General features: G+C 29.2%; 15 protein-coding genes and 1 other RNA gene. 8 read left to right on the top strand and 8 right to left on the bottom strand.

All coding sequences use genetic code 4. The features are described from left to right. The 7 genes from ACNQ2T_RS01060 to ACNQ2T_RS01030 all read right to left on the bottom strand — a co-directional run. The coding region (locus ACNQ2T_RS01060) for a nicotinamide mononucleotide transporter (protein WP_418035780.1) at positions 1-1,017 on the bottom strand (1,017 nt) is incomplete at its 3' end. Positions 1,018-1,179: 162 nt separating this feature from the next. Then, complete coding sequence (locus tag ACNQ2T_RS01055) at positions 1,180-1,317, bottom strand: hypothetical protein (protein ID WP_416755696.1); 138 nt, start codon at positions 1,315-1,317, stop codon at positions 1,180-1,182. Between the two features lie 151 nt (positions 1,318-1,468). Next, a complete protein-coding gene (uvrC, locus tag ACNQ2T_RS01050) occupies positions 1,469-3,214 on the bottom strand; it encodes an excinuclease ABC subunit UvrC (protein ID WP_418035779.1) in 1,746 nt (581 codons plus the stop codon). A 52-nt stretch (positions 3,215-3,266) separates the two neighbouring features. After that, on the bottom strand, positions 3,267-5,039 hold the full coding sequence (locus ACNQ2T_RS01045; RefSeq protein ID WP_418035778.1) for a type 2 periplasmic-binding domain-containing protein: 1,773 nt from the start codon (positions 5,037-5,039) through the stop codon (positions 3,267-3,269). Positions 5,040-5,125: 86 nt separating this feature from the next. Continuing rightward, positions 5,126-5,413, bottom strand: an RNA gene (gene rnpB / locus ACNQ2T_RS01040) — RNase P RNA component class B. Between the two features lie 42 nt (positions 5,414-5,455). Continuing rightward, positions 5,456-6,193 carry a hypothetical protein gene (locus tag ACNQ2T_RS01035; RefSeq protein ID WP_418006419.1) on the bottom strand — a complete coding sequence of 246 codons (738 nt, stop codon included), beginning with the start codon at positions 6,191-6,193 and terminating at the stop codon, positions 5,456-5,458. Between the two features lie 53 nt (positions 6,194-6,246). Continuing rightward, on the bottom strand, positions 6,247-7,653 hold the full coding sequence (locus ACNQ2T_RS01030; protein ID WP_418035777.1) for a hypothetical protein: 1,407 nt from the start codon (positions 7,651-7,653) through the stop codon (positions 6,247-6,249). 860 nt (positions 7,654-8,513) lie between these two features. Between ACNQ2T_RS01030 and ACNQ2T_RS01025 the strand changes: the two genes are divergently transcribed. The 8 genes from ACNQ2T_RS01025 to ACNQ2T_RS00990 all read left to right on the top strand — a co-directional run bounded on the left by ACNQ2T_RS01025 (position 8,514) and on the right by ACNQ2T_RS00990 (position 18,559). Continuing rightward, positions 8,514-9,353, top strand: a complete 840-nt coding sequence (locus ACNQ2T_RS01025; RefSeq protein WP_418035776.1) for an MAGa3780 family membrane protein — start codon at positions 8,514-8,516, stop codon at positions 9,351-9,353. Between the two features lie 108 nt (positions 9,354-9,461). Continuing rightward, entirely contained in the window at positions 9,462-9,848 is a 387-nt protein-coding gene (locus tag ACNQ2T_RS01020; RefSeq protein ID WP_416755690.1) for an IMPACT family protein, read from the top strand. Next, a complete protein-coding gene (locus tag ACNQ2T_RS01015; protein WP_418035775.1) occupies positions 9,835-11,211 on the top strand; it encodes a M17 family metallopeptidase in 1,377 nt (458 codons plus the stop codon). Before ACNQ2T_RS01020 ends, ACNQ2T_RS01015 begins: the two co-directional genes overlap by 14 nt. Then, positions 11,211-11,879: a PQ-loop domain-containing transporter gene (locus ACNQ2T_RS01010; protein WP_416755688.1), complete on the top strand. Its 669-nt coding sequence runs from the start codon at positions 11,211-11,213 to the stop codon at positions 11,877-11,879. The genes ACNQ2T_RS01015 and ACNQ2T_RS01010 overlap by 1 nt, the downstream gene beginning before the upstream one ends. 81 nt (positions 11,880-11,960) lie before the next feature. Next, positions 11,961-13,337 carry a M17 family metallopeptidase gene (locus ACNQ2T_RS01005; protein ID WP_418006418.1) on the top strand — a complete coding sequence of 459 codons (1,377 nt, stop codon included), beginning with the start codon at positions 11,961-11,963 and terminating at the stop codon, positions 13,335-13,337. A 64-nt stretch (positions 13,338-13,401) separates the two neighbouring features. After that, complete coding sequence (locus tag ACNQ2T_RS01000) at positions 13,402-14,946, top strand: hypothetical protein (protein WP_418035774.1); 1,545 nt, start codon at positions 13,402-13,404, stop codon at positions 14,944-14,946. Then, positions 14,921-15,841 carry a hypothetical protein gene (locus tag ACNQ2T_RS00995; RefSeq protein ID WP_418035773.1) on the top strand — a complete coding sequence of 307 codons (921 nt, stop codon included), beginning with the start codon at positions 14,921-14,923 and terminating at the stop codon, positions 15,839-15,841. Before ACNQ2T_RS01000 ends, ACNQ2T_RS00995 begins: the two co-directional genes overlap by 26 nt. A gap of 207 nt (positions 15,842-16,048) precedes the next feature. Then, on the top strand, positions 16,049-18,559 hold the full coding sequence (locus tag ACNQ2T_RS00990) for a hypothetical protein (RefSeq protein WP_418035772.1): 2,511 nt from the start codon (positions 16,049-16,051) through the stop codon (positions 18,557-18,559). A 59-nt stretch (positions 18,560-18,618) separates the two neighbouring features. On the opposite strand, the gene ACNQ2T_RS00985 is transcribed toward ACNQ2T_RS00990, so the two are convergent. Next, on the bottom strand, positions 18,619-21,840 hold the full coding sequence (locus ACNQ2T_RS00985; protein ID WP_418035771.1) for a type I restriction endonuclease subunit R: 3,222 nt from the start codon (positions 21,838-21,840) through the stop codon (positions 18,619-18,621). Positions 21,841-21,898 lie beyond the last annotated feature (58 nt).

Genomic DNA, 21,898 nt, shown 5'->3' with positions numbered 1-21,898 from the left:
TTTGTCAAATGATGAACTAGTTACAATAATAAGCAAATCAAGTTTGGGCTTTTGCTTTAGAAAATTGAGCATTTTTCTTTTTAAACTATGCCACTGCTTAATTTCTTTTTCTGTATACAAAGCATTTTTAATTTGAACTTCTGGATAGATAAAAGAATCCAGCATATGTCTATCAAAAATAATATTTTGATCCATTAGCATTCCTCTTTCTATATCATCTTGCTGTGTTTTAAAAAAGAACTTTTGAGACTGTCAAAATGATTTTTTGCCTTTTAATGCTAGGATGTAGTCATTATCGTTACTTTTATAGTCACGCTCTTGAAACATATAAAACTTATTATCCTCAATAAGCTTACTAAATTGTTCTGAATTTAAAGCTGTACTTTTACCAACACATCCCGGGCCAGTAATTGCAATATATACTTTCTTCATTTGAGAGCTCCTTATAAAAATATAGATTGATAAACACATATAACAAATATTTATTATTACAACACTTCAGTTTGTAAGTGCAATTCCTGAATAAAAAACTATAGATAAAATATTTTTTATCTGTCATATTAATCAAACCTCAGAAAAACCTCTTAGCATCATTACTACTGCAATAATTAATATCGTATTTGTTAAAGTAACTAATACATAGCTTTCATTCTTATATTTGAAATTCGAGCCAAATTCTATAATTTCTTTTTTAAATGAAACTTGTAGGAATTTTGTTATTCCTTTAGTTGAAAAATAAAATACTATAAACATTATTATAAAGACTAAAGCAAGAATCAAAATTCATCTCAATTCTAGTTTATATGATCTGATTTTAAATTTAAAAGAAGTTACAATTCAAAAGTAGATAAAAATAGCCGGAAGAATTAGAGAATAAATAATAACATCAATAAATAAATCTAACGACCATGCAAATATGCCATATGCAATGGCATTTAATATAGCTATAGGATAAGCATAAATAATTCTTCGGTAGAATAAATAAGTGGCAAGTATGCCACTTAGTCCAGATACCATTATCATGCTGATATAAAATCTCTGTAAAGAAGTAACTATATTATTTCATATAAAAGTATCTGTGTTTAAATCGTATATCGAAAAAAGAAATACTGAAAGAGATAAGCAAAAAACAAAAAAGTATTCTATGTAATTTCTATGTTTCAATACTTATTCCTTTCACTATTTTGTTTTCTTGTTATTTGGATTTAATTGATTAGATCTATTGTTGTTAACATTTTTGTAATCTTTATTATTGTGACTCATATTTGTATTATTTGAGTTCTTTTGATTTGATTTTTGATCATTATTATTAAACATAATTTGCCTCCTTTCTGTAGGCTAAAAATTCCTACAATATTATTTTTTCAAAAAAAAAAAAAAACAAATCCCAAAAGCCCTAAATCATAGGCATAAAAGAATTTTTTTATCTCAAAAATCTATAAGCCAAAATGCAGAAAAAAATATAAGACTATTTTGCCTTATATTGTTCGATAATAATTTTAGCCTTACTTGCCCCTATTACTTTAGTTAATTCTTCAAGTGAGGCATTTTTAATTGCTTGATAAGTTTTAAAGTGTTTTAATAATGCTTTTTCACTTTGAGGGCCTATGCCTTTAATCTTAGTTAAATCATTGCTTCTTGCTTTTAAACCAAAAGATCTGCTCATTACATTTTTAGCATAACGATCAACACTATATTGCATATTAGAAAGTAAGTTATAAGCATTCTTACTAATGTCTAAAACTTCATTCTTAGAGTTAATTAAGTTTCTTGTTCTGTGATTGTCATCTTTTACTAGCCCGTAGACTTGAATGTTATTGATATCCTGTTCTTTGAGAGCATATAAAGCTTCATTAATTTGCATTATAGCTCCATCGACTATAAAAATAGTACTGTTATTAAGCATAAAACTTTTTTGGGCTATAAATTTAGCAACAGTTAAATACATTAGTTGCACATCAGATTTCTTATCCATAATGGCTAGTTGCTCACTGTGATCAAATTTAGAACTTTTTGCATCTATAGCAGAGGCATTTTCTCAACAAGTCACTACTCCCACAGGAGCACTTAGGCCAAAATGCGAGTTATCAAAAATAAAGATCGAAGAAATCTTATTGCCTTGATTTAGCACTGTTTCTAATTCAGCTCAAGCATTTAATAAGTTAGCATTCTTGCGATATCATTCATCATAGTTTAACTTAATGTTTTCTTCATTATTTTCATTAGCTAGAAGTAGAATTTTTTGCAATATACCTTGCATTGGGAAAGTAATTCGAGAACTAATTTTAGGATTATTAAACTCAATATCACTATATGCGTGAGATAAAAGTATTTTATCAGGCAGTTTATTGTTTTTATAATATGTTTCAAGATATTGGACAATAAAATCTTCCAGTAAAATATCAGATCAATAAAAGCTATGTGCATGTTGAATTTGAATACCAGAACGATAAAAGACTTTTTGTACAGCAACTACATTTTCATGTGGAATGAATGAAAAGACATCAATATCATTATAGTTTTGCAATTCAGCAATTTGAGTGATTTTAATATTCTCTAGCACACTGATAGCATCTCGATATTCCATCGCTAGCTCATAGTTATAATTGTTTGCAGCAGCTTGCATTTTTTCTTGTAGCTTATCAATAAAGCTATTATCCTTAAATTTTAAGATATTAATAATTTGATCAAACTTTGCTTTTGAGCTAGTATAAGTAAACTCTTTGATTTTTAGTCCATTTTCATAAGTAAAATTACGTTCTAAGATATTTAATAAATCACGAAAATTACTATTCGTTGGAAATGGTCCAAAGTAAAAGCTATCTTTTTGATATTTATCAAAGCGATAGGCTGATGAGATTACTAATTCATTATTCTTTTTGATTTGTAAAGCTAAATATGGGTAACGTTTATCATCAGTTAAATCAATATTATAAGCTGGCTTATATTGCTTAATATAGTTTGTTTCTAGGGCCAAAGCATCTTTTTCACTACTACAAAGGAAGATTTCAAAATCAAAGATTTCCTCTAGCATTTTTGGAGTCTTATATGAATTAATTGTTCCTTTTAAGTATTGATTTAGACGCTTGTTTAAAGCTTTAGCTTTTCCGACATAAATTACTTGCTCAAAGTGATCTTTCCATAAATAAACCCCTGGTGTATTAGGTACATTTTTCACTTTAGCCTTGAGTTTTTCTAATATAGCTGCATTCATATTTTAATTTTATCATTAAGGCAGAAAAAAGCTCACAGATGTGAGCAGATTTCTAGCCTTTGTATTGTGTAAAGTAAAAGGTACTAATTTGTGATAGTAATTCTTCAGAAACACCTTTGATTGAGAAGTGTTGAATTCCATTTTTATCTTCAATTTCATATATTGCTAGTGCTTTTCGGTCTACTTGATTGTCTTGAATAAAGTAATTACGTTTGATAAATAAGTAGTCTAAATAAGCAGTTGGTGTATAGTTGATAAAGTCAAAGTTATTTAAGTTAGCATACTTATCAGCTACCACTGGAGCAAATTGTTCATTTGCTAAATCCACATGGTTAATTAAGTTAACAATCAATTCTTTAAGGTGACTAGTATCTTTAGTTTTAAATAATTTATCTGAATATAAGATAAAGTTTTGCTTAATTAAGTTATCGCTTAACAATTCATCAGTAACAAATTGATCATATAAACTGAGTTTACTAATATCATCTAAAGTTTGATTATATAAATCAATTAATCTTTTTTCAACTGAAGCATATTTAGCAATATCTTTAAATATAGGCTTAAGCACTGAATCTAAGTAATCTTGATAAATTTTTAAGCTGTATTTTTTATAAGCTTGATTTAAGTCAAAAGTATTATTAGCTTTTGAAAAACGTCAAGTTATATTTTGCAGCACACTTTCATTCAATGTTTTATATAGTTTACTTTCATAGTTAGAGTCAATATCATTTCTAACCACTATTCCATCAACTAGTAAGACATTTTGACCTATTTTTAAGCCTTCAACAGTTCCATTTGGTACTGTATCATAATTATTGTCTGAATAATACATATCTAGCATATCACCATTATAAACAATCCCGCTGTCAGTTTGTTTATTACTTGGGTCAAGTAATCTAGCTACAATATTTTGCCCATCTCCGTCAAGAGTAATGTAACGTGAATTACTTACTGGATATGAAGTAGCTGCTTGAATAACATTTCCAAATTGTACAATTTGGTTCTTATAATTTTGTTCTGTAGAAGTCCCAGTAAAAGGCTGTAAGGTTAATTTATTATTTTGAAAGTCATAACCTGAAGCATATAACATATTGGTACGAATTGCATCAGTAATGATGTAATTTCCATAGCCACTTTTTGAAATTAAATTAAGCTCATTTAATAATGAATATGGCTCAATAGTAGTTTGATATTGATTGCTTAAGGCTACAGCATTGGCTTGTAAGTTTTGAGCATTAATTTCTTTACCATTGATAGCTTTGGACTTATTGTAAGCAATCATTCCATCTTGAGCATAATAAGGAATAAAGTATTCTCATAAGTGGACTGGATTAGCTAGTTTTTTGCCATGAATGTCAGTAGTTAATTCATCATCATAAGAAGCAAGGTGATTAAAAACAATTGGTGAATAAATTTCTTTTAGTACATTAGCTAAAAACTCTGTATCACCTAATTTATTAAGCAATGCTTCATCAAAGTTAGCATGATCTACACTTTTGAATAATTTTTTGAAATCAATTTTCTTAATGTGACCTTTTTTAATTAAATCAATTGCTTGGAAGTCGCTTCCAATTCCAGCAATAGCTTTATTGTTAACTAAAGCATTGGTGAATTCATTGATTTCATCAAAAGTTTTATAAGTAAAGTCTTTTTGGATTTTGTCAATATTAGTTTTTGACATATAAGACTTATAGTTATAAAACGCAGGCTTAAATGGGTGAGAAAATTTAAATGCAGAAAGTAAAATTACAACTAAAGCAATTATAAAACTGCCAATTGCTAGTAGTGCAATTTTGATCTTCTGGAGAGGGGTTTTTTCTTTCATAAATATCCTTTTTCTTTAAATATGCATTATTTTAATACAATCCAGAAAAAATGATTAAAAAACACTCAAAAAAATTGAGTGTTTTGCATCATAAGCCGTGTTCTGTTCCGCACAAAATTGTACGGTGCTGACAATTTATCTAATATCATACGATATTCCCAAGTTTTATTCATTTCTTAGCTTGAGTTCCTCTACCAAAATTTGAGTTTCTAGCTTGCGGAGTTTACCCGTTTCATTTCTCTCGTCTCTGTGGCACTAGTCGTCTACAATTGCTTGTATCCAGGGCTTATTGGGCCAAGCGCAATCACTACCATCATCGCAGATGGTGCTAGCACGGACTTTCCTCTACATTTCTGCAGCTGTCAGCTGTATGCTTATATATAATACCATTAATCTAAGAGAAATTAAGAATTTTCTTAAAAGTCCATATCAGGAATTTCTAAATGATTATTTGCTTGCTTAGAAGATAATTTAACATCCTTATTTAACACAAATTTTAAATAATCATAAGCTAGCATATTAATATTAGCTTTATATCCATCAATGTATAAATTATGTGCATTAGCCAGTACCATTAAGCTATATGCATGTATTTTCTTATCTTTGATTTTTGCTGGCTTAGTACTTTTGAATCAGACTTTATTAACAATAGAGATGTTAACTGGTTGCTTTTCATCTTGAATTTTGTCCAGATTTTTGTCAGACACAACAATAAATTTGTGTCTACCTGAGCAAACTGAGACTTGATGATATTTTTCAAGTGCATCCGGTTGCAACATATTTTCAATTAAGTTTTCGTCTGCAAACTTACTATTTGCCATTTGTCATTCTTGGAAGCTATTTATAAAAGAATTACTCTGTCTAATATAGATCAAAGCATAAATTGTTGACAAGAATGACAAACCCGCTACCAGTAAAAGCGCTATACCGATAAAAAATAATGTACTAGTTTGCTTATCAATAGCTATAAAGCAAATTGCTAAAATAAAGCTTGGAACAAATAAGACTATGCTATAGGTCATTAAGTATTTTAAAGTCTTGTTAAACTTAATCCAGTAAGTCAAAATATCTTGAAAGTAAAAATCTTGAATTTTGATTTTTTTCGAAATGTAATAATCAATATTTGTATCTTGTTTTTGTATTACTTGTGCCATTGTTTTAGGCTGAAAAATCATATGCAAAATATATATTAATGTAATAATCATATCTAACCTAAATTATCTTCTTTTATTTTATTAGGCAGTTTCTTAATATATCACCCTCTAGTTTGACTGTGTACTTTAATCAACCCATATGAATATAATTGAATTTTACTCATTTTTAACATTTGATCCAATGTTTTTACTTCACCTGTTTTTAAGTTCTTAAAAACAGTGTTTTTTCCGCCAATTCCTCCTTCATCATATTTTTTATCAAGAGGTGTTTCATCAACCACAACTCATTCAACTTTTTCTATTTTTGAAAGATTAGATGAAAAATCAAAAAGTAATTTGTCAAGTTCCTTCATATGATTTTGATACATAATAATTTCTTTTGAAATTTCATACAACTTATAAGAATCAATACCCGCTTTTAGTAAAGCAGCCCCAGCACCTAAAACTTGTGTGCCAAATAATGCGTCTTCACCAGCATCAATGAGAAGATTTGCATTTTTAATTATATCTGTAGATTTCTTTAGCAATGTAGGAAATGCAGTTATCATTGATACAATTGAAATACTAATTGAGGAATTAAATGTTGTTATTAAAGAGTTTAATTTATTATATTCATCATTTAAAGTGTTAATTCTATTGGTTATGGATATTGATATTACACTCAAAATCGCTCCAACAGCTGTTAAAGCAGTTGCTGCTAGAAGACATGGTGGGCAAAAAAATGAAGCAATATATAATCCAGCTGCTGTTGCTGAAATTACAATCATAGAAGATACTAATGTAGCATTAATTATTTCTAAAGTCTGAATATTTTCATTTAATGGCTTAATTTGTTCGTTTACTAAATTTACCTTTCGTTTTAAATCATAATATTCTTTTACCACTAATTTAGAATTAATGCTTCCATCATCGTTAATAGCTCAACTCGGATTATCAGTGGTTTGAATTCTCTCTATCTTCGTTACTGTATTTTTATATTGCGATTCTTTTTTCGCCTTCTTTAATTCTTTTTTATAAGAAATAAATTGTTCTTTAGCATTTTGAACAAATTTTTTTTGGAATTCATCTTTATTAGATTCTAATTTTGATAAAATTTCTTTTTTCTTATCACTGCTTAAATCAGATTGCTTTATTCCTTCGATATATAAGTTATATATATCATTTTTGTCAGTATCCGATATAGACTCAACAAATTTCTTTGCTGATATTTTAGTATCTGACATTTTTTCAGAAAGTTTTTTAATAGTGGCATTGGTAGTGTTAGCCATGTACTGTGAAATATTTTTTAAAGATTCTAGTTCATTTTGCGATAAAAGCGCATCACCCTCAGGTGTTTTAATAGTATTATCATTCTCTAAATCCGAATGTAATACAGATATATTTGGCGTAGGAGCAACAGAATTTCCTATTGTTGCTGGTCCATTTAATAAATTTATAATAGATAATGTTTTAAGTTTCATTTGTCCTCCATAAATTATTCTAGCATGGAAGACCTATTTATTAAATTACTATGGAAGGCGTTTCAGAAAATTCATTTTTTTATAATTACTTGTTATTTTTTAGGGGAATTTAGCAATATTTTTTATGCTTTTTATAAGTTAAATATGTTTTTTAGTGTGTAAAGTAAAGAAAAAATGCTTTTTATAAAAAACTAAATATAACTGCCTCCCTTTTAACCCTAATCATAATGTAATGTGATTTCAAATTGGATTCAACTATAAAATTATCTTATTCATGTTTTGAACACACTTATCATTTTTATGTACCAGTTACATAGAATAATAAATCATATTTAATAATGTTTTTTACACTTTAGCAAAATTTAGATATAGCCCAAATACTGAAATGATTTCCTCTATTAATAGCAAACACATTACATATCCAAATAAAAAGATAAATTACTGAATATCAACATTTTGTTATAAAAGACTTTTTAAATATCATTATAGGTGCATTGCAAAATTTTACAGAATGGTTAAAAGTCTAAAGAATTTACTCACATTTTATATAAGGTTGTAACAACAATTAAAAGTAAATATAATCTATCGAAAAAAAATAAAAATTACTCAATTATATTAAAAGAAATTATAAAAAAGAGCAAATAAGCTCCTTAAAAATCTAAAAAATATAATTAAAAAATTATTTTATAAACTATATTAATTTTCAGACTTATCAGAAAATAAAACTACAATTTAATTGTTCATATAAATAAAATTTGTTAATAATCTTCTTGATAACACGAAAAATAGTTTTTAATTTAATTACTAACCGTGTAAGTAACAAATCTCCTAATTTTAAAATAATTGGATATAATTTTCCCATGCAGAAAACAATTGAAATAAAAAAATCAACATTTCATCAGTGAACTAAACTAAGAAAAGCAACATTATTTGCCGGAATTGCTATTTTGATTTTAATCTTTATTGCAACTTTATGAAGATGAGCAATTACAGCAAATGATATTGTTAGCATAATTGATAAATTTAGCCCTGAAGAAAAAGCTAAACTAGTAGCAGAAAAAGCTGTTCCAGCAGTATTGCCAAGTTTTTGAGCAATAACTGGAACATTTACTTGGATTAGTAACCTAGCTATTGGAATTGGACTAATACTTTTTGCCATTTATCCAAAAAGTTGAATTGCACAAAGAGCTTTATTTTTAGTTAACACCTATATTACAATTACATTTGTTGTCTTTTGAACATTAATTTTTCCAGTTAGCATAAAGTACTTCCAAGCTCAAAGATTTATTAATAGCGCAATTGTGCACTTTCTAAATCCATTAATTTGCTTTATTTTTGTGATCTTAAATCGCAAAAACATTCAAGTTACCAAAACTACCATTTGACTTTCTAGCATTGTGCTAGTGGCTTACTGGTTCTTTGCTCTATTCTTATTTTTCTTAGGGCAACCTGTACTAGATGCTTTAGAAGTTAAAAATCCAGGTCCAGATCTTTATAAACAATTAGCTCTAGTTGTCTATGATTTCTTAAACTTCAAACATCCTCTTTTCTATAAAGGGAATAGTGTTGCAATTATAGTGCTTTTAAACTTAGTTATTTTCATTGTAGGATTCTTAATTACACCTGGAATTGGATTTGCTTGAAAATATGCTTTAAAAATTCCTTATGATAAAGTAACTGAATCATGAAATATACAATAATCCCTAGAACATAGGGGTAAAAATCTAGTTAACAAACAAAAGTTAGCTAGATTTTTCTTGCACTTTTCACGATATATATTAAATAATGCTTTATAATTAAACTAAATTATGATTACAGAAGAATTAATTGTTAAAAAGTCCACATTTATTGGTTATTTAATACCTTTAACATCAAAGGATGAAGTTAAAGATATTATTGCTCAATTAAGAAAAGAACACAAGAAAGCTCGCCATGTTTGCCATGCTTATTTAATTAATCAAAATGGAGCTGAATCAGCTGGATTTAGCGATGATGGTGAACCTAAAAATACTGCAGGTAGACCTATTTATGATCTAATAACTTTAAAAGGAATATCTAACGTACTAGTGGTAGTGGTTCGGTATTTTGGTGGGATAAAGCTCGGAGCTGGAGGCTTAATTCGTGCATATCGTGAATGTGCTTCAATGACAATTAATAAATATCTTGAAGAAAGGAAAGAAAATGTTAAAAATTAATTATGATAAGCCAGGTTCAAGCCTACGCTTAAAAGCTGCTTTTGAAGGTCAAAACTTCCCTCAATGAGTTGCTAAAAAACAAGGAAGAATTACAAATAATTTACAAGCAAATGAAGCTTATGTATATTTTGATGTTAAACACCAAACATTAGATGAATTATTAGCTTTCTTTAAACAATTACCAGAAAGCATTAACTATTCATATGATATTGATGTTGAAAGCTTTGTACTAGAAGGAAAAATTTCTTACGATGCTACTTTAAGAGGAATTTATTCTAAAGTTGCATTTGGATCAGCTAAATTATTTAAGAAAACTATTGAAAAAGAAGAAAAAGAAACTAATACACTTTCTTTATTCTTAAACAGATCTCAAGCTCAATATGGTGAAGAAATTAAGAAACTTGAAATCATTGCTAAAGCAGTAAATGACACAAGAAACTTACAAATCATGCCAGAAAACTTCTTAAACTCAGAACAATTAGCTGCTGCTATTGCTTCTGATTTTAGTGGAATTGCTAACTTAGAAGTTCAAGTGTTAACTAAAAAAGAAATTGAAGAATTAAACATGGGATTACTTCTTTCAGTTAACAAAGGAAGTACTCATGAAGCTCGTGTAGTTATTGTTACATACAAAGGTAACAAAATGAATAAAAAAGACCACGTGGCTATTGTTGGTAAAGGTATTACATTTGACACCGGAGGTGTTAACACTAAAGGATACCACATGGAAGGTATGAAATACGATATGTCAGGTTCTGTAATTGCAGCTTATGCAGTTAAAGCACTTGCACAAATGAAAGCTAAAGTTAATGCTTCAGCAATTATGTGCATTACAGACAACAGAATTAATGCAGATGCTTCATTACCAGAAAACGTTTACCAATCAATGAGTGGAAAATGAGTTGAAGTAGTTGATACTGATGCTGAAGGGCGTTTAGTACTTGCTGATGGAATTTTCTATGCAGCAGATAGAATTAAACCTTCAACAATTATTGATGTTGCTACTTTAACTGGTTCAATTCTAGTTGCACTTGGAAATACATATTCAGGTATTTGATCAACTAATGATGATAAATACAGCCTATTTGCTCAAGCTGCAGCAAATGCACAAGAAAAAGTATGAAGAATGCCTCTTCATGAAGATTACAATAAAGGAAATAAAGGATCAAAAGTTGCTGATTTAGCATCATGATCACAAACAGTTCGTGTAGATTCTTCACAAGCTGCTATGTTTTTAAAAGAATTTACTAAAGATATCGACTTTATTCACTGTGACGTTGCTGGAACAGCTGACGTTCAAGGTGAACCACAAGGTTGCTTAGTGGCTACTTTAGTCGAATATGCTTTATTAAGTCAAAAATAATGACCATATTTAGTATTATTTTAGGCTTCTTTGCTTGTTTACCAGTATTATTTGGAAGTTACAAATTAATAAGAACTAAACACGTTGATGGCTTTTCTGTTTTTAGCATTATGGTTTCACAAACTGGATCATTATGCTACTCAATTATGGGATGAAATAATCCTACATACTTAGCAATTATTATTTCAGGTGGTGCTGTTTATTTTGCTAATGTGCTACTAATGAGCATTTATTTTGCTTTTAGTAAGAATGTCATTAGAATTGGAAAATTAAAATTAGATCACTGAGCTCAATTTAGTTTAAATTTAGCAATGTGATGTGCTTTTTACATAATTATTGCTATTGTATTTAGTTTTGTTCATGTAAAATCACCTATTTTTGAAGCAATTCTTTCATTCTTAGCACCATTCTTAATTGCTTTTGCAGTTATGCCACAAATTATTGAAACATTTAAGACTAAAGATGTTAAAAATCTTTCTCTACCAATGTTTTCAATTAGCCAAGTCCTATGTACTTGCTGACTTGTTTGATGATCTATTAATACTAATGCTGATGCATCAGCAGCCAATATCATTGGTGTCTGTGCACAAGTATTTTTCTTCTCAATTAATGCTATTCAAATTGCTTTAATAATAAAACATAGATACATTAAGAAGGATCAAGTTTAAATAAAAATAAATAACTACCACTTTAATTAAAAAGGGTAAAATATAACTACTTAGTTAAATACAAATTAGAAGGAGAAAATTATGTTTATTAAAAACGTTGACAAAACAAGAAATAATGCAATGTTATTAAAAGCTGTTTTCAAAGGTGATTCATACGATAAAACACTTGTTGAAAAAAACAATGTTGTTACAGATTACTTTGATAAAAACGAAGCTTTAGTATATTTAGGTGAAGGTGATAAATTCAAATATGAATCATTATATGCCTTTGCTAAAGGGTTCTTTGCTTCACAAGCTAGAGAATACCAAATCGATTTAGCAAGCTTTGTTAAAGGAAACTTAACATTAGCTTTAGTTGTTAAAGCATTCGTTGAAGCTTACAACTATGTAAATGCTGACATTTACTCAGCTAAAACAGGAAAGAAAGATGAAAAATTTGCTGTTTCATTACTTTCAAATGCAAATGAAGCTGAATACAAAGCAGAATTAGACAAAGCTATCATCTTATCAGAAGCTGTTAATTTTGCAAGAAACTTACAAGTTACACCTCCAAACATCTGTAACTCAGAATGATTAGCAGACCAAGTTGTTGCTGATTTAGCTAAATACGATAACTTAAAAGTTACAGTATTAGACAAAAAAGCTATTGAAGAAAACAAAATGGGATTATTACTTTCAGTTAACCGTGGAAGTGTTTACGAACCACGTGTAGTTGTAATTGAATACAACGGAAATCCTGATTCAAAAGAAAAAACAGTTTATGTTGGTAAAGGAATCACATTTGACTCTGGTGGATACAACATCAAAACTGGAAGAAACATGCTTGGAATGAAATACGACATGTCAGGTTCAGTATTTGTTGCCTCAGCTTTAAAAGCTATTGCACAATTAAAACCAAAAGCAAACGTAGCTGCTGTAATGTGTATTACAGATAACAGAGTTAATGGAGATGCTTCATTGCCTGACTCAGTATGAACAAGTATGAATGGTAAAACTGTTGAAATCAACAACACAGATGCTGAAGGTCGTTTAGTAATGGCTGACGGGTTAACATATGGTGTTAGAAAATTAGGAGCAACAAGATTAGTTGACGTTGCTACATTAACAGGTGCAATCTTAGTTGCTTTAGGACAAACATATACAGGAGTTTGAGCTACAAGTGAAAAAGCTTGAGAAGAACTTTCTACAGCTGCTAAAGAATCAAACGAACTTGTATGAAGAATGCCTTTAGATGAAGCTTTTGCTAAAGAAATTAGAAACTCAGTTGTTGCTGACTTAAAGAACACAGATTTAAGTGGAATTGGTGGTGGATCATCATCAGCTGCTATGTTCTTAAAAGAATTCACAGAAGATGTTGAATACATTCACTTAGACGTTGCTGGAACAGCTGATATTGCTTCACGTCCAACAGGTGTAATGGTTAAAACATTAACACAATTAGCTTTAAATAATAAATAATTATTACTTTTAAGATAGCACATTTTGCTGTTGCAAATATGCTATCTTTTTTGAAAGAGGAAAAATGAAACTAAAAACAACAGAAATTATAAATCTAGCAAGTACTTTATCTTCCAATATTATGCCAAATCCAACTCCAACTACACCAGCTATTGTGAATATTGAAGTGGATAAAATAAATAAGGCCAAGCCATATGAGCTTGCAAAAAGTCAAAATGAAGAACTAATAAATTATTTTAAAAATTATTCAATAACTGAAGATGAGAAATACTTTTTAAAAGAAAAAATTGAACAAGTAAGTAAATTAATAAATATTTCAGAAATTGATTTTCAAAAATTAGGAATAACAAGTGAAGATTTTATCGCTAGAACAGCATTAGAGGCAATGAGAATAGAGGAAAATCAATATAATCCAGAAACTATTAATACTCATATTTCTAACCTAACTAGCAAAATTAATGATCAAGAACTTATTAATAAGCTTAATGAAGTTAATAGTAATAACGAAATATATAACAACTTCAAAAAAATGAATGAATTGTATACCGTTGATCAAAATAACTTTAAGACAAGAAAAGCAATACCTTTTAATCCGGATGAAATATATTTTAACTTTCACCGTGGGGAGGTTCTCGCAAATGGGAAAATCGACAACAGAATGTCCATTACTGAAGCAGAAGCTAAAGAACAACTGAAGGATGATACATACAATAATCTTACTATTGAACAAAAAAAAGACGCAATTAAGAAAGCAGAATTTAAGTTGGGTGATGACTGATATTATTGTAAAGAAATCGAAAAATTTAACGATTCTGTTCAATTTAGTTGAGAAGTCTTAAATTGATATAGCAGTGCTTTATATAGAACAAATGTTATAGCATCTGGATTAGCTGCTGCAGAATTTGCACTAGCAATTTCATTAACCGTTGCTTCTTTCTTTACTGGAGGCAGCTTAGCACTGCAAGCAGCGACAGCATATTTACAATCGGGTGTTATGGCGTCCATAAATGTTTTAAGCTGAATGTCATATTTTAAATTAAAAGATACTATCAAATTGTATGATGACTATATAAAATCAGATGAATATGTCATCCTCTCAAAAATTACAAAAGCTGTTTCGGTTGCACCAACTAAAGAAGAAATAGAACGCGTTAAAGATATTTTATGTTGAATTTTCGAGACAAAAGAATCTGATAGTATGATGAAAACTATTGTTTCAGATGCGTATAATATAGGTATTTTTACATTAGGTACCGGTATGTCTTTATTAATTGATAGTGATGCAATTCAATATTCATTAAAAGCCCTAGGCGGAACATTAAAGAATGCTGCCACCAATTTAGCCAAAAAATTTACGAAAAATGTTCAGTCTAGTTTTAATTTAACAAAGAATTCTATTTCATCTATCTCTGAAAAAATAGCAGCTAAAGAAATGACATTGAAAATAACTTCTATTGCAAACCCTATTTCTTCATTTATTTCCACATTTGATCTTATAAATAGTGTTGTAGGTCTTGGTGAAAGTATTTTATTTGGACATATAATGAATAAGAATGATAGTAATTTACAAGGTTTAATAGATAATGTTAAAAGCAAAATTCAAGGATAAACCACTATATAAATACAATGCTGCTGCTTCATTTAATAATGCATTAGCATCTTCATTTGCTTTTACGCTAATAGGAATTTATTGAATTTATCATTTTAATCCATTATACTTGCTAATTTTTGCTTTTAATCCAATTACAATTTTTTACTATTTCCAAAGTTTTATTTATCTATTTAAATACATTGCTTATATACGTAAATATTCAAACCCTATACCAAATAGTCCAATTGTACATGAAGACCTATGATATGGTGTCCAAATGACTATCAAGTCTAGAATCAACTTTTCTTTTCAGCACTCTAGCCAATTAAGTCAAATATATAGCGACTTGCCAAAAACTGATGACCAAATCAAGGCAGAATTCGACAATTTTTATGCCTACATAGTTTCAAAAACCTGAACACAGCAATATTGTAAGTACCCTTGAGATATTTTTAATAAAGCAAGTAAAAGTCTTTTATCAAGCTTTTTGAGAAGATATCAAAAGAAACTTTCAATTCAAATCAAAACAATTCATTTTATATCTAATTTATTTGATGCTTTATTTAAGTGATCAATTATTTCTCTTATCTTTGGTTCAATTTTTGGATTTGTTAACATATTATCACTGCCTTCTATTGGAACTGATGAGGGATTTCACTCAGTTAAGAAAATTGTTTTTCATACAGCTATGTGCTTTGCTAATATTTTCCCCACATTTATTTTCTTATTTCTTGGAGTTCCATTAAAAGAAGGCTTGCTTAAAAGAATGTCATATTACACAGTTATTAAAACATGCAGTAATTTAGACAATAGCATGTTAGTTTCAATACTATGCTGCTATGATGAAGAATTTATTCAAAAATTTATCTCTTATAGTAAAAGAAGCAAAATTAGAAGCTGAAATAATATTTAAATCAATTTTATAAAACATCTTTTAGGGCTAAATTATTGTCACCTAAAAGATGTTTTTTTCAACTTTTAAACCTTTATGCTAAAGAATTAAACTTTTTAAACTTACAAAATGTGGAACAAAATGATAATTTCCACATTTTTACACCATTTCACCTATATTAAAGTAATAAATTACTATAATTAAGTTATATGAAAGGAAAATTCTAATATGAACAATCGAAAATATAAATTAATTCTATCTAGTGTAATTGCGACTAGTGGAATTTGCTTACCTGTTATTGCTATCTCTGCAAACACTACTAATGAGACAGTTAGTGCTCAAGGAGATAATGTAGATCCTTTACAAGCAAGTAAAGATGAAGTAACAAATATTATAAATACAGATAGTCAATTATCACCTGCTCAAAAAGAAGCTTTTAATACTCAAGTCTCAAGTGCTAAAAGTGATGATGAGCTAAAAAAAATTAAAACTGAAATTGACAGTTTAAATAAATTGATTCAAGAAATCTCAACATTTACTACTCTTACAACTAGCTATGAATACAAGCTTTCAACAAAAGAACAACAAGATGCATTCACTAAAGCATTCACCGAATTAGACGACACTAAGAAAGCTTATGTTCAAAGCATAGTGGATAAAACTTATGCTGCCACAACAGCACAAGCTATTAACACAGAATTAAAAGACCTACTTGTTGCATATAACCAACTAAGTGGTATTAGAACATATGAAATAATTAAGGATGCTTTAACTAATGAAGCAATTATTAGAGCTTACAGTTCACAAAACGCCACAACTTTAGATCCAGCATTCAAGGAATTAAAAGAAGTTCAAACTAGTGCTCTAACTGCAGAATTAACTTTTGACTTAAACAAACTTAATACAGCAATTGAAACTATTGGTCAAGAAAATATTATTGCATCAATTCAAATTTCAAATGCTAGAAAGCAACTTGATGATGCTCTTGAAGCTGCTGTAGCAAATCCAGCTATTCAATACATTAGCACATTAATATCATTTGGAAAAGGTCTATTATTAAACGATGGTAAAATTGTTGCTACACCAGCTGCTGCATTAAACACAGTTTATGCTGAATTAAATACACTTGTTAAAGAAGCTCCAACTGTTGCTGATTTATCAAGCTTAGTAAATAACACTAATTCACAAATTGCTGCTTTAGAATCATTTAAAACATCAGACAACAAAGCATTAGCTAGTCTAGCTGAAAAAGTAGCTGCAATTATTACTTTATATGCAAATGCAGCAACTAAAGCTTCTAATGACTATGACAAGAACTTACAAGATAACTTAATTAACTTTATTGTTGAATCAAATAAACAAGTAGCTAACTTATCTCTTGAAGCTTACAACACTCAATTAGCTAAATACAATCAAGCTGCTAATGCTGCTTTAGAAGAACTAAAGACAACTATTACTCCACTAGTTCAAACATTTGATCCATTATTTGCTCAAACCATTGACTTAGTAACAGAAATGGATAAGGCTACTGCTGAAGTTAAAGCTACTGCTCAATATGCTAATGCAACACAATACTTAAAAACACAAATTGACTTACTCAACCAAGAACTTAAAAAGACTTTAACTCAAGCTAGTGAAATCGATTCACAATTCCCTGGTTTTCCAGCCTTCTTAAATGCAGATAATTCTAACTTTAATTACAAATATGTTGATGCTTTAAACACATTACAAGATATTGAAACTAAATTTGCTAACACTAAGGCAGAAATTAGTAAATTCCCTGATACTCCACTTGTAAATGGAAAACAAGCAGCAGTTATTGAACTTGAACAAAAATTAACTATCTTTACTCCTGAAGCTAAAGAATTATTTAACAAACAATTCCAAACACTTCCTACATATGAAGCTACTCTAGGATTCATTGCTAAAGCTAGTGATTATAACACTGTAGTAAACAAACTATTTGTTTACTCAACTAAGAGTTTAGATTCATCAACAAGCTCACTAAACGCTTTAATTAGTGACCTTGGAACATCTGAAAAAGTTGCACCAGCTGTAAATAACTTACATGTTGATTCTAGTGCACTTACTTCATTAGCAGGATCAAATTCAGATAAAGACTTTGAGGATGCAATTAAATTAATTGATAATGCCTTCATTAATTTACAAGAATTCATGTATCAAATTAACAAATTTGAAAATTCAACATTTGATACTAATGTTCAATATCAAGCTAGCTATGGTGATGTAACTAAAGCAATTGCTAAATTTAGTGATGATACTAAGGCAAATATTAAATTAGCAGACTTATTTAACTCAGTAATTGATGTTGCAGGATTTAATACAGCAAATGATACTAGAATTAAAGAAAACACTTTATATGTTGATTTAATTAATGCAATTGAAACCAAAAATGTAGCACAATTTAATAAACTTGCTGAAGAACAAAGTTCAGATCCTCGTGTTATAAACTTAGTTAAATACATTAAAGAAAGCAATTACTTAAAATACACTCAAATTCCAGCAGTTAAATTAACTACTCAAGATAGAAATACCATGAATGATATGATTAATACAAAAGAATTTTATGGACTATCACCAATTGCTCAAGATGCAGTTAAATTTGACTACCCAGTACAACGCCAAGGATTCTGACTTGCTATGGGACTTTTAGGTGCTCTAGTTGCTATCTCAGGAATTGGACTTCTTGTTGCAAGAAGAGTAAAAAGAAACAAATAATTAAACTTTTATAGGCACACGCATGTGTGCTTTTTTATACAAAAAACTGCTCAAGGCAGTTATTTGGTTTGAATTTCATATTCTTTATCTAAAATATAGTTCTTTAATCTTAATTTTAATTTAGGGAAGAGATTTCTAGCTGGAATAACACTATTACTTTCAGCTTCTAAAAATGCTTTGGCTTTATCTTTATCAACTAATTCAACTAATTTGTCAAATCTTGAAAAGTCATTATAATTTTCTTCATTTGGCACGTAATTAATATATTCATTTAATTCAGCTTCTGGTAGTCCAAATGCAAGAGCAAAATTATGTATATTGGTGGTTTTAGTTGTGACTTTTCTTTCATTGATATAGTCTCTAAAGCTTTTATCCGGGCTAATAATTAATTCACCTGATTGAATTTCAAAAATCAATGAGTTAGCAATACTTTGTTCTTCTTGTGATAAGGTTGCAAATGATGATTGTAATTCTTGCAATTTATTTTGCACTAATTCAGCATCTTTATTTATTTGTAACTCTTTAGTTCACTTAGTAAATTTTTCTTCTAAGTAATCTTTATCAATTCTAGTTGCATCCATTTCTATGATGGTTGTATCTACATCATAGGCACTTTCACCAGCTGTTGCATATTCTTTTTTAGCTAGTTCCTTTAATTCATTATATCTTTGCATTAAGATATCATAAGTTACACGTTCTAAATCACAAGTAACTTGTCTAGGTTTCATTCCTTCTTCAGGATCAAACTCGGTATAATGAGTAACTTTTTCTCAATTAAACCCTTGTAAGGTAGCTGCTTGAATTCTTCTTCATAGTTTATTAAATTCACTAGCAAATTTGGCCTTTGCTGCCTTAGATTCAGGGTTTTTCTCAAAATTATGAATTCCTTCAGCTAGAAAGATTTGAGAGATTTCTTTAAATAAAATATTAACTGTAACAATATTTTGACCAATTTTATCAACGTAAGCTACACTAGCTTTATTTCCTGAGTAAACTTTAAAAGCTTCCTCAATGTTTCTTACCATGGTATAAGGCTTTTTGTATAGTTTGATATTTCCAGATTCCTTACGAATTGTTTCAATCCGGTTAGTTCTTGAAAAGGCTTGAATTAGGCCACTGTATTCAAGTATTTTATCTAGATATAAGGTATTAACATATTTAGAATCATATCCTGTTAGCATTTGATCAACTACAATAAGTAAATCTAGACGCTTAGAGGTCTCTTTAGCAACTCCAATATAAGCTCCTTTGTGAGCTAGACGATTTGCAACATCTTTTTTGAACTTATCTCAATCAGTTACCATAAAGCATTGGTCAAAGTTAGCGTTATAATCTTGTAAGATTTCAGCTTTTCCATCTTCTTTAAATAATGAACGTTCAGTATCAATGTTATCGATATTAGGATCAAATAAACAAGTAATTTTTAATTGAGGTCCATCCGGATTTTCTTGCATACGTAACTTAAATAAACGATAATACATGATTGCTTCAGGAATAGAACTTACAGCCATAATGGCACTATAAATTCTGCCCATACTTAGCACTTCTCAATTCTTTAAGATATCGCTAACAACCATATTTTTATGAGTTTTTAAATTAGTTGCTTCCTCTTCTCATGGGCGCTTATATTGCACTTCTGGTATTAAATCTTCTAGTCCAGTTTTTCTTTTGCCTAGCGAATCAATATAACCAGCATTAGGGAATTTTTTAGGATCATTATAATATAAGAAAGCTCCTTCTTTATCTGGATTATTAAATACTTCACTTTCGTTATTAGCTTTTGCTTCACGTAAAGCAATTTGCTTTCTAATTGCTTTATAATCTAGAGTGATAACAGGTGTGTAATCAAATCCTAGTACACTTTTATCTTTAATCCCATCTACAATGGTATAACGGTGTAGCTCATCCCCAAAAATATCAACTGTAGTACTATTTGACTTCATGTTTTCTTCTTGAATTGGGGTTCCGGTAAATCCAAAGAAGATAGCATTTTTAAATAGTTGCTTAATTTTGATAAACATATCTCCAAAAGTTGACCGGTGACATTCATCTACAATAAAGACTAAGCGTTTATTATTAATAATTTCTAAGTCTTTCTCAGTTCGATATTCAGTATCAATCCGATTCATCTTTTGAATTGAAGTTACAATTAAGCTATCACTAGCTGCATTAGATTTTAGTTTTGAAATAAGTGAATAAGTATTATGTGTATCTTGCACAGATTCTTGATCCTCTGCAAAGTTACGATATTCATTCAGTGATTGAGTACTTAATTCAATTCTATCTACTAGGAAAATAACTTTATCTGCATCTTTTGAATTAGCAATTAATTGAGCTGTTTTAAAGGAAGTAAGTGTCTTTCCTGACCCTGTGGTATGTCAAATGTAACCACCTTTAATCCCTTTTCTACCTCAGTTATCTTCACGATTAATTTTTCTAACTTGTTCAGCAATTGCTCTAGCTGCATAAATTTGGTAGCTACGCATAACTTTAAGCGTTCCTGTTGAGCGATCATTACCATCACTTTCAGCTACTGTATAAAATCCAATTAACTCATGCGCCATTGGAATGTTTAAAAAGAAGGTTGATAATTTACGTCAATCATTAATTACATCGTTATTCATATCAGCATAATGGAAGAAGAATTTTTCATTAAATTCACTATCTCCAGGGTTAGCAAAGTAAACCATTTCTTCCGGTGTCATAGCCACAAAAATTTGTACCATGTTAAATAAACCAGTAAAGCATTGTTCAGCTTTATATTTTTTAATTTGGTTAGTTGCTTCTGAAAGAGATACTCCTGAACGTTTTAATTCAATATGAATTAAAGGCATTCCATTAATAAGCAGTAATAAGTCCCCTCTGCGATCGCTTTTAAGTGGGTTATCAATTCTAAAAATAGGTTGTTCAACTATTTGATAAGTTGAAATCCCAGCTGCAATTTCATCACGATCATAAATTTTAAGGCTGATTTCTCTACCATAGTTATTAAGATCATCTTTATTATCACGAATAATTGAAATAGTTTTACCATTAACAAACTTATTAATATGATACGGAGTAGCGTATCTTACTTTTTCTAGAATTTGATTCATTTCTCCTTTAGTTAACGGATAGTTACCTAAACGATATGAATCACGGTTATTCTTGTATAAGATATCTGCTCAGTTTTGGATTAATTCTTCTTCTGTTTTGTTCTTGAGTACTTGAGTTTCTCACCCATTCTGGGTTAGTTTTTCAATTAGTGCTCGTTCAAATTTTAATTCTGAGTCAAAAGTCATATCTACCTTTCTTTGGGAACGTCCTCATTATATAAAGAATTAGCCCTAGGCATAGGGC

It is taken from the genome of Mycoplasma haliaeeti (assembly GCF_048284645.1).
In the GTDB taxonomy this organism is placed as follows: Bacteria; Bacillota_I; Bacilli_A; order Mycoplasmatales; family Metamycoplasmataceae; genus Mycoplasmopsis.
Note: the sequence above shows the minus strand (reverse complement) of the source record. Positions and strands in the feature narration are given on the sequence as shown.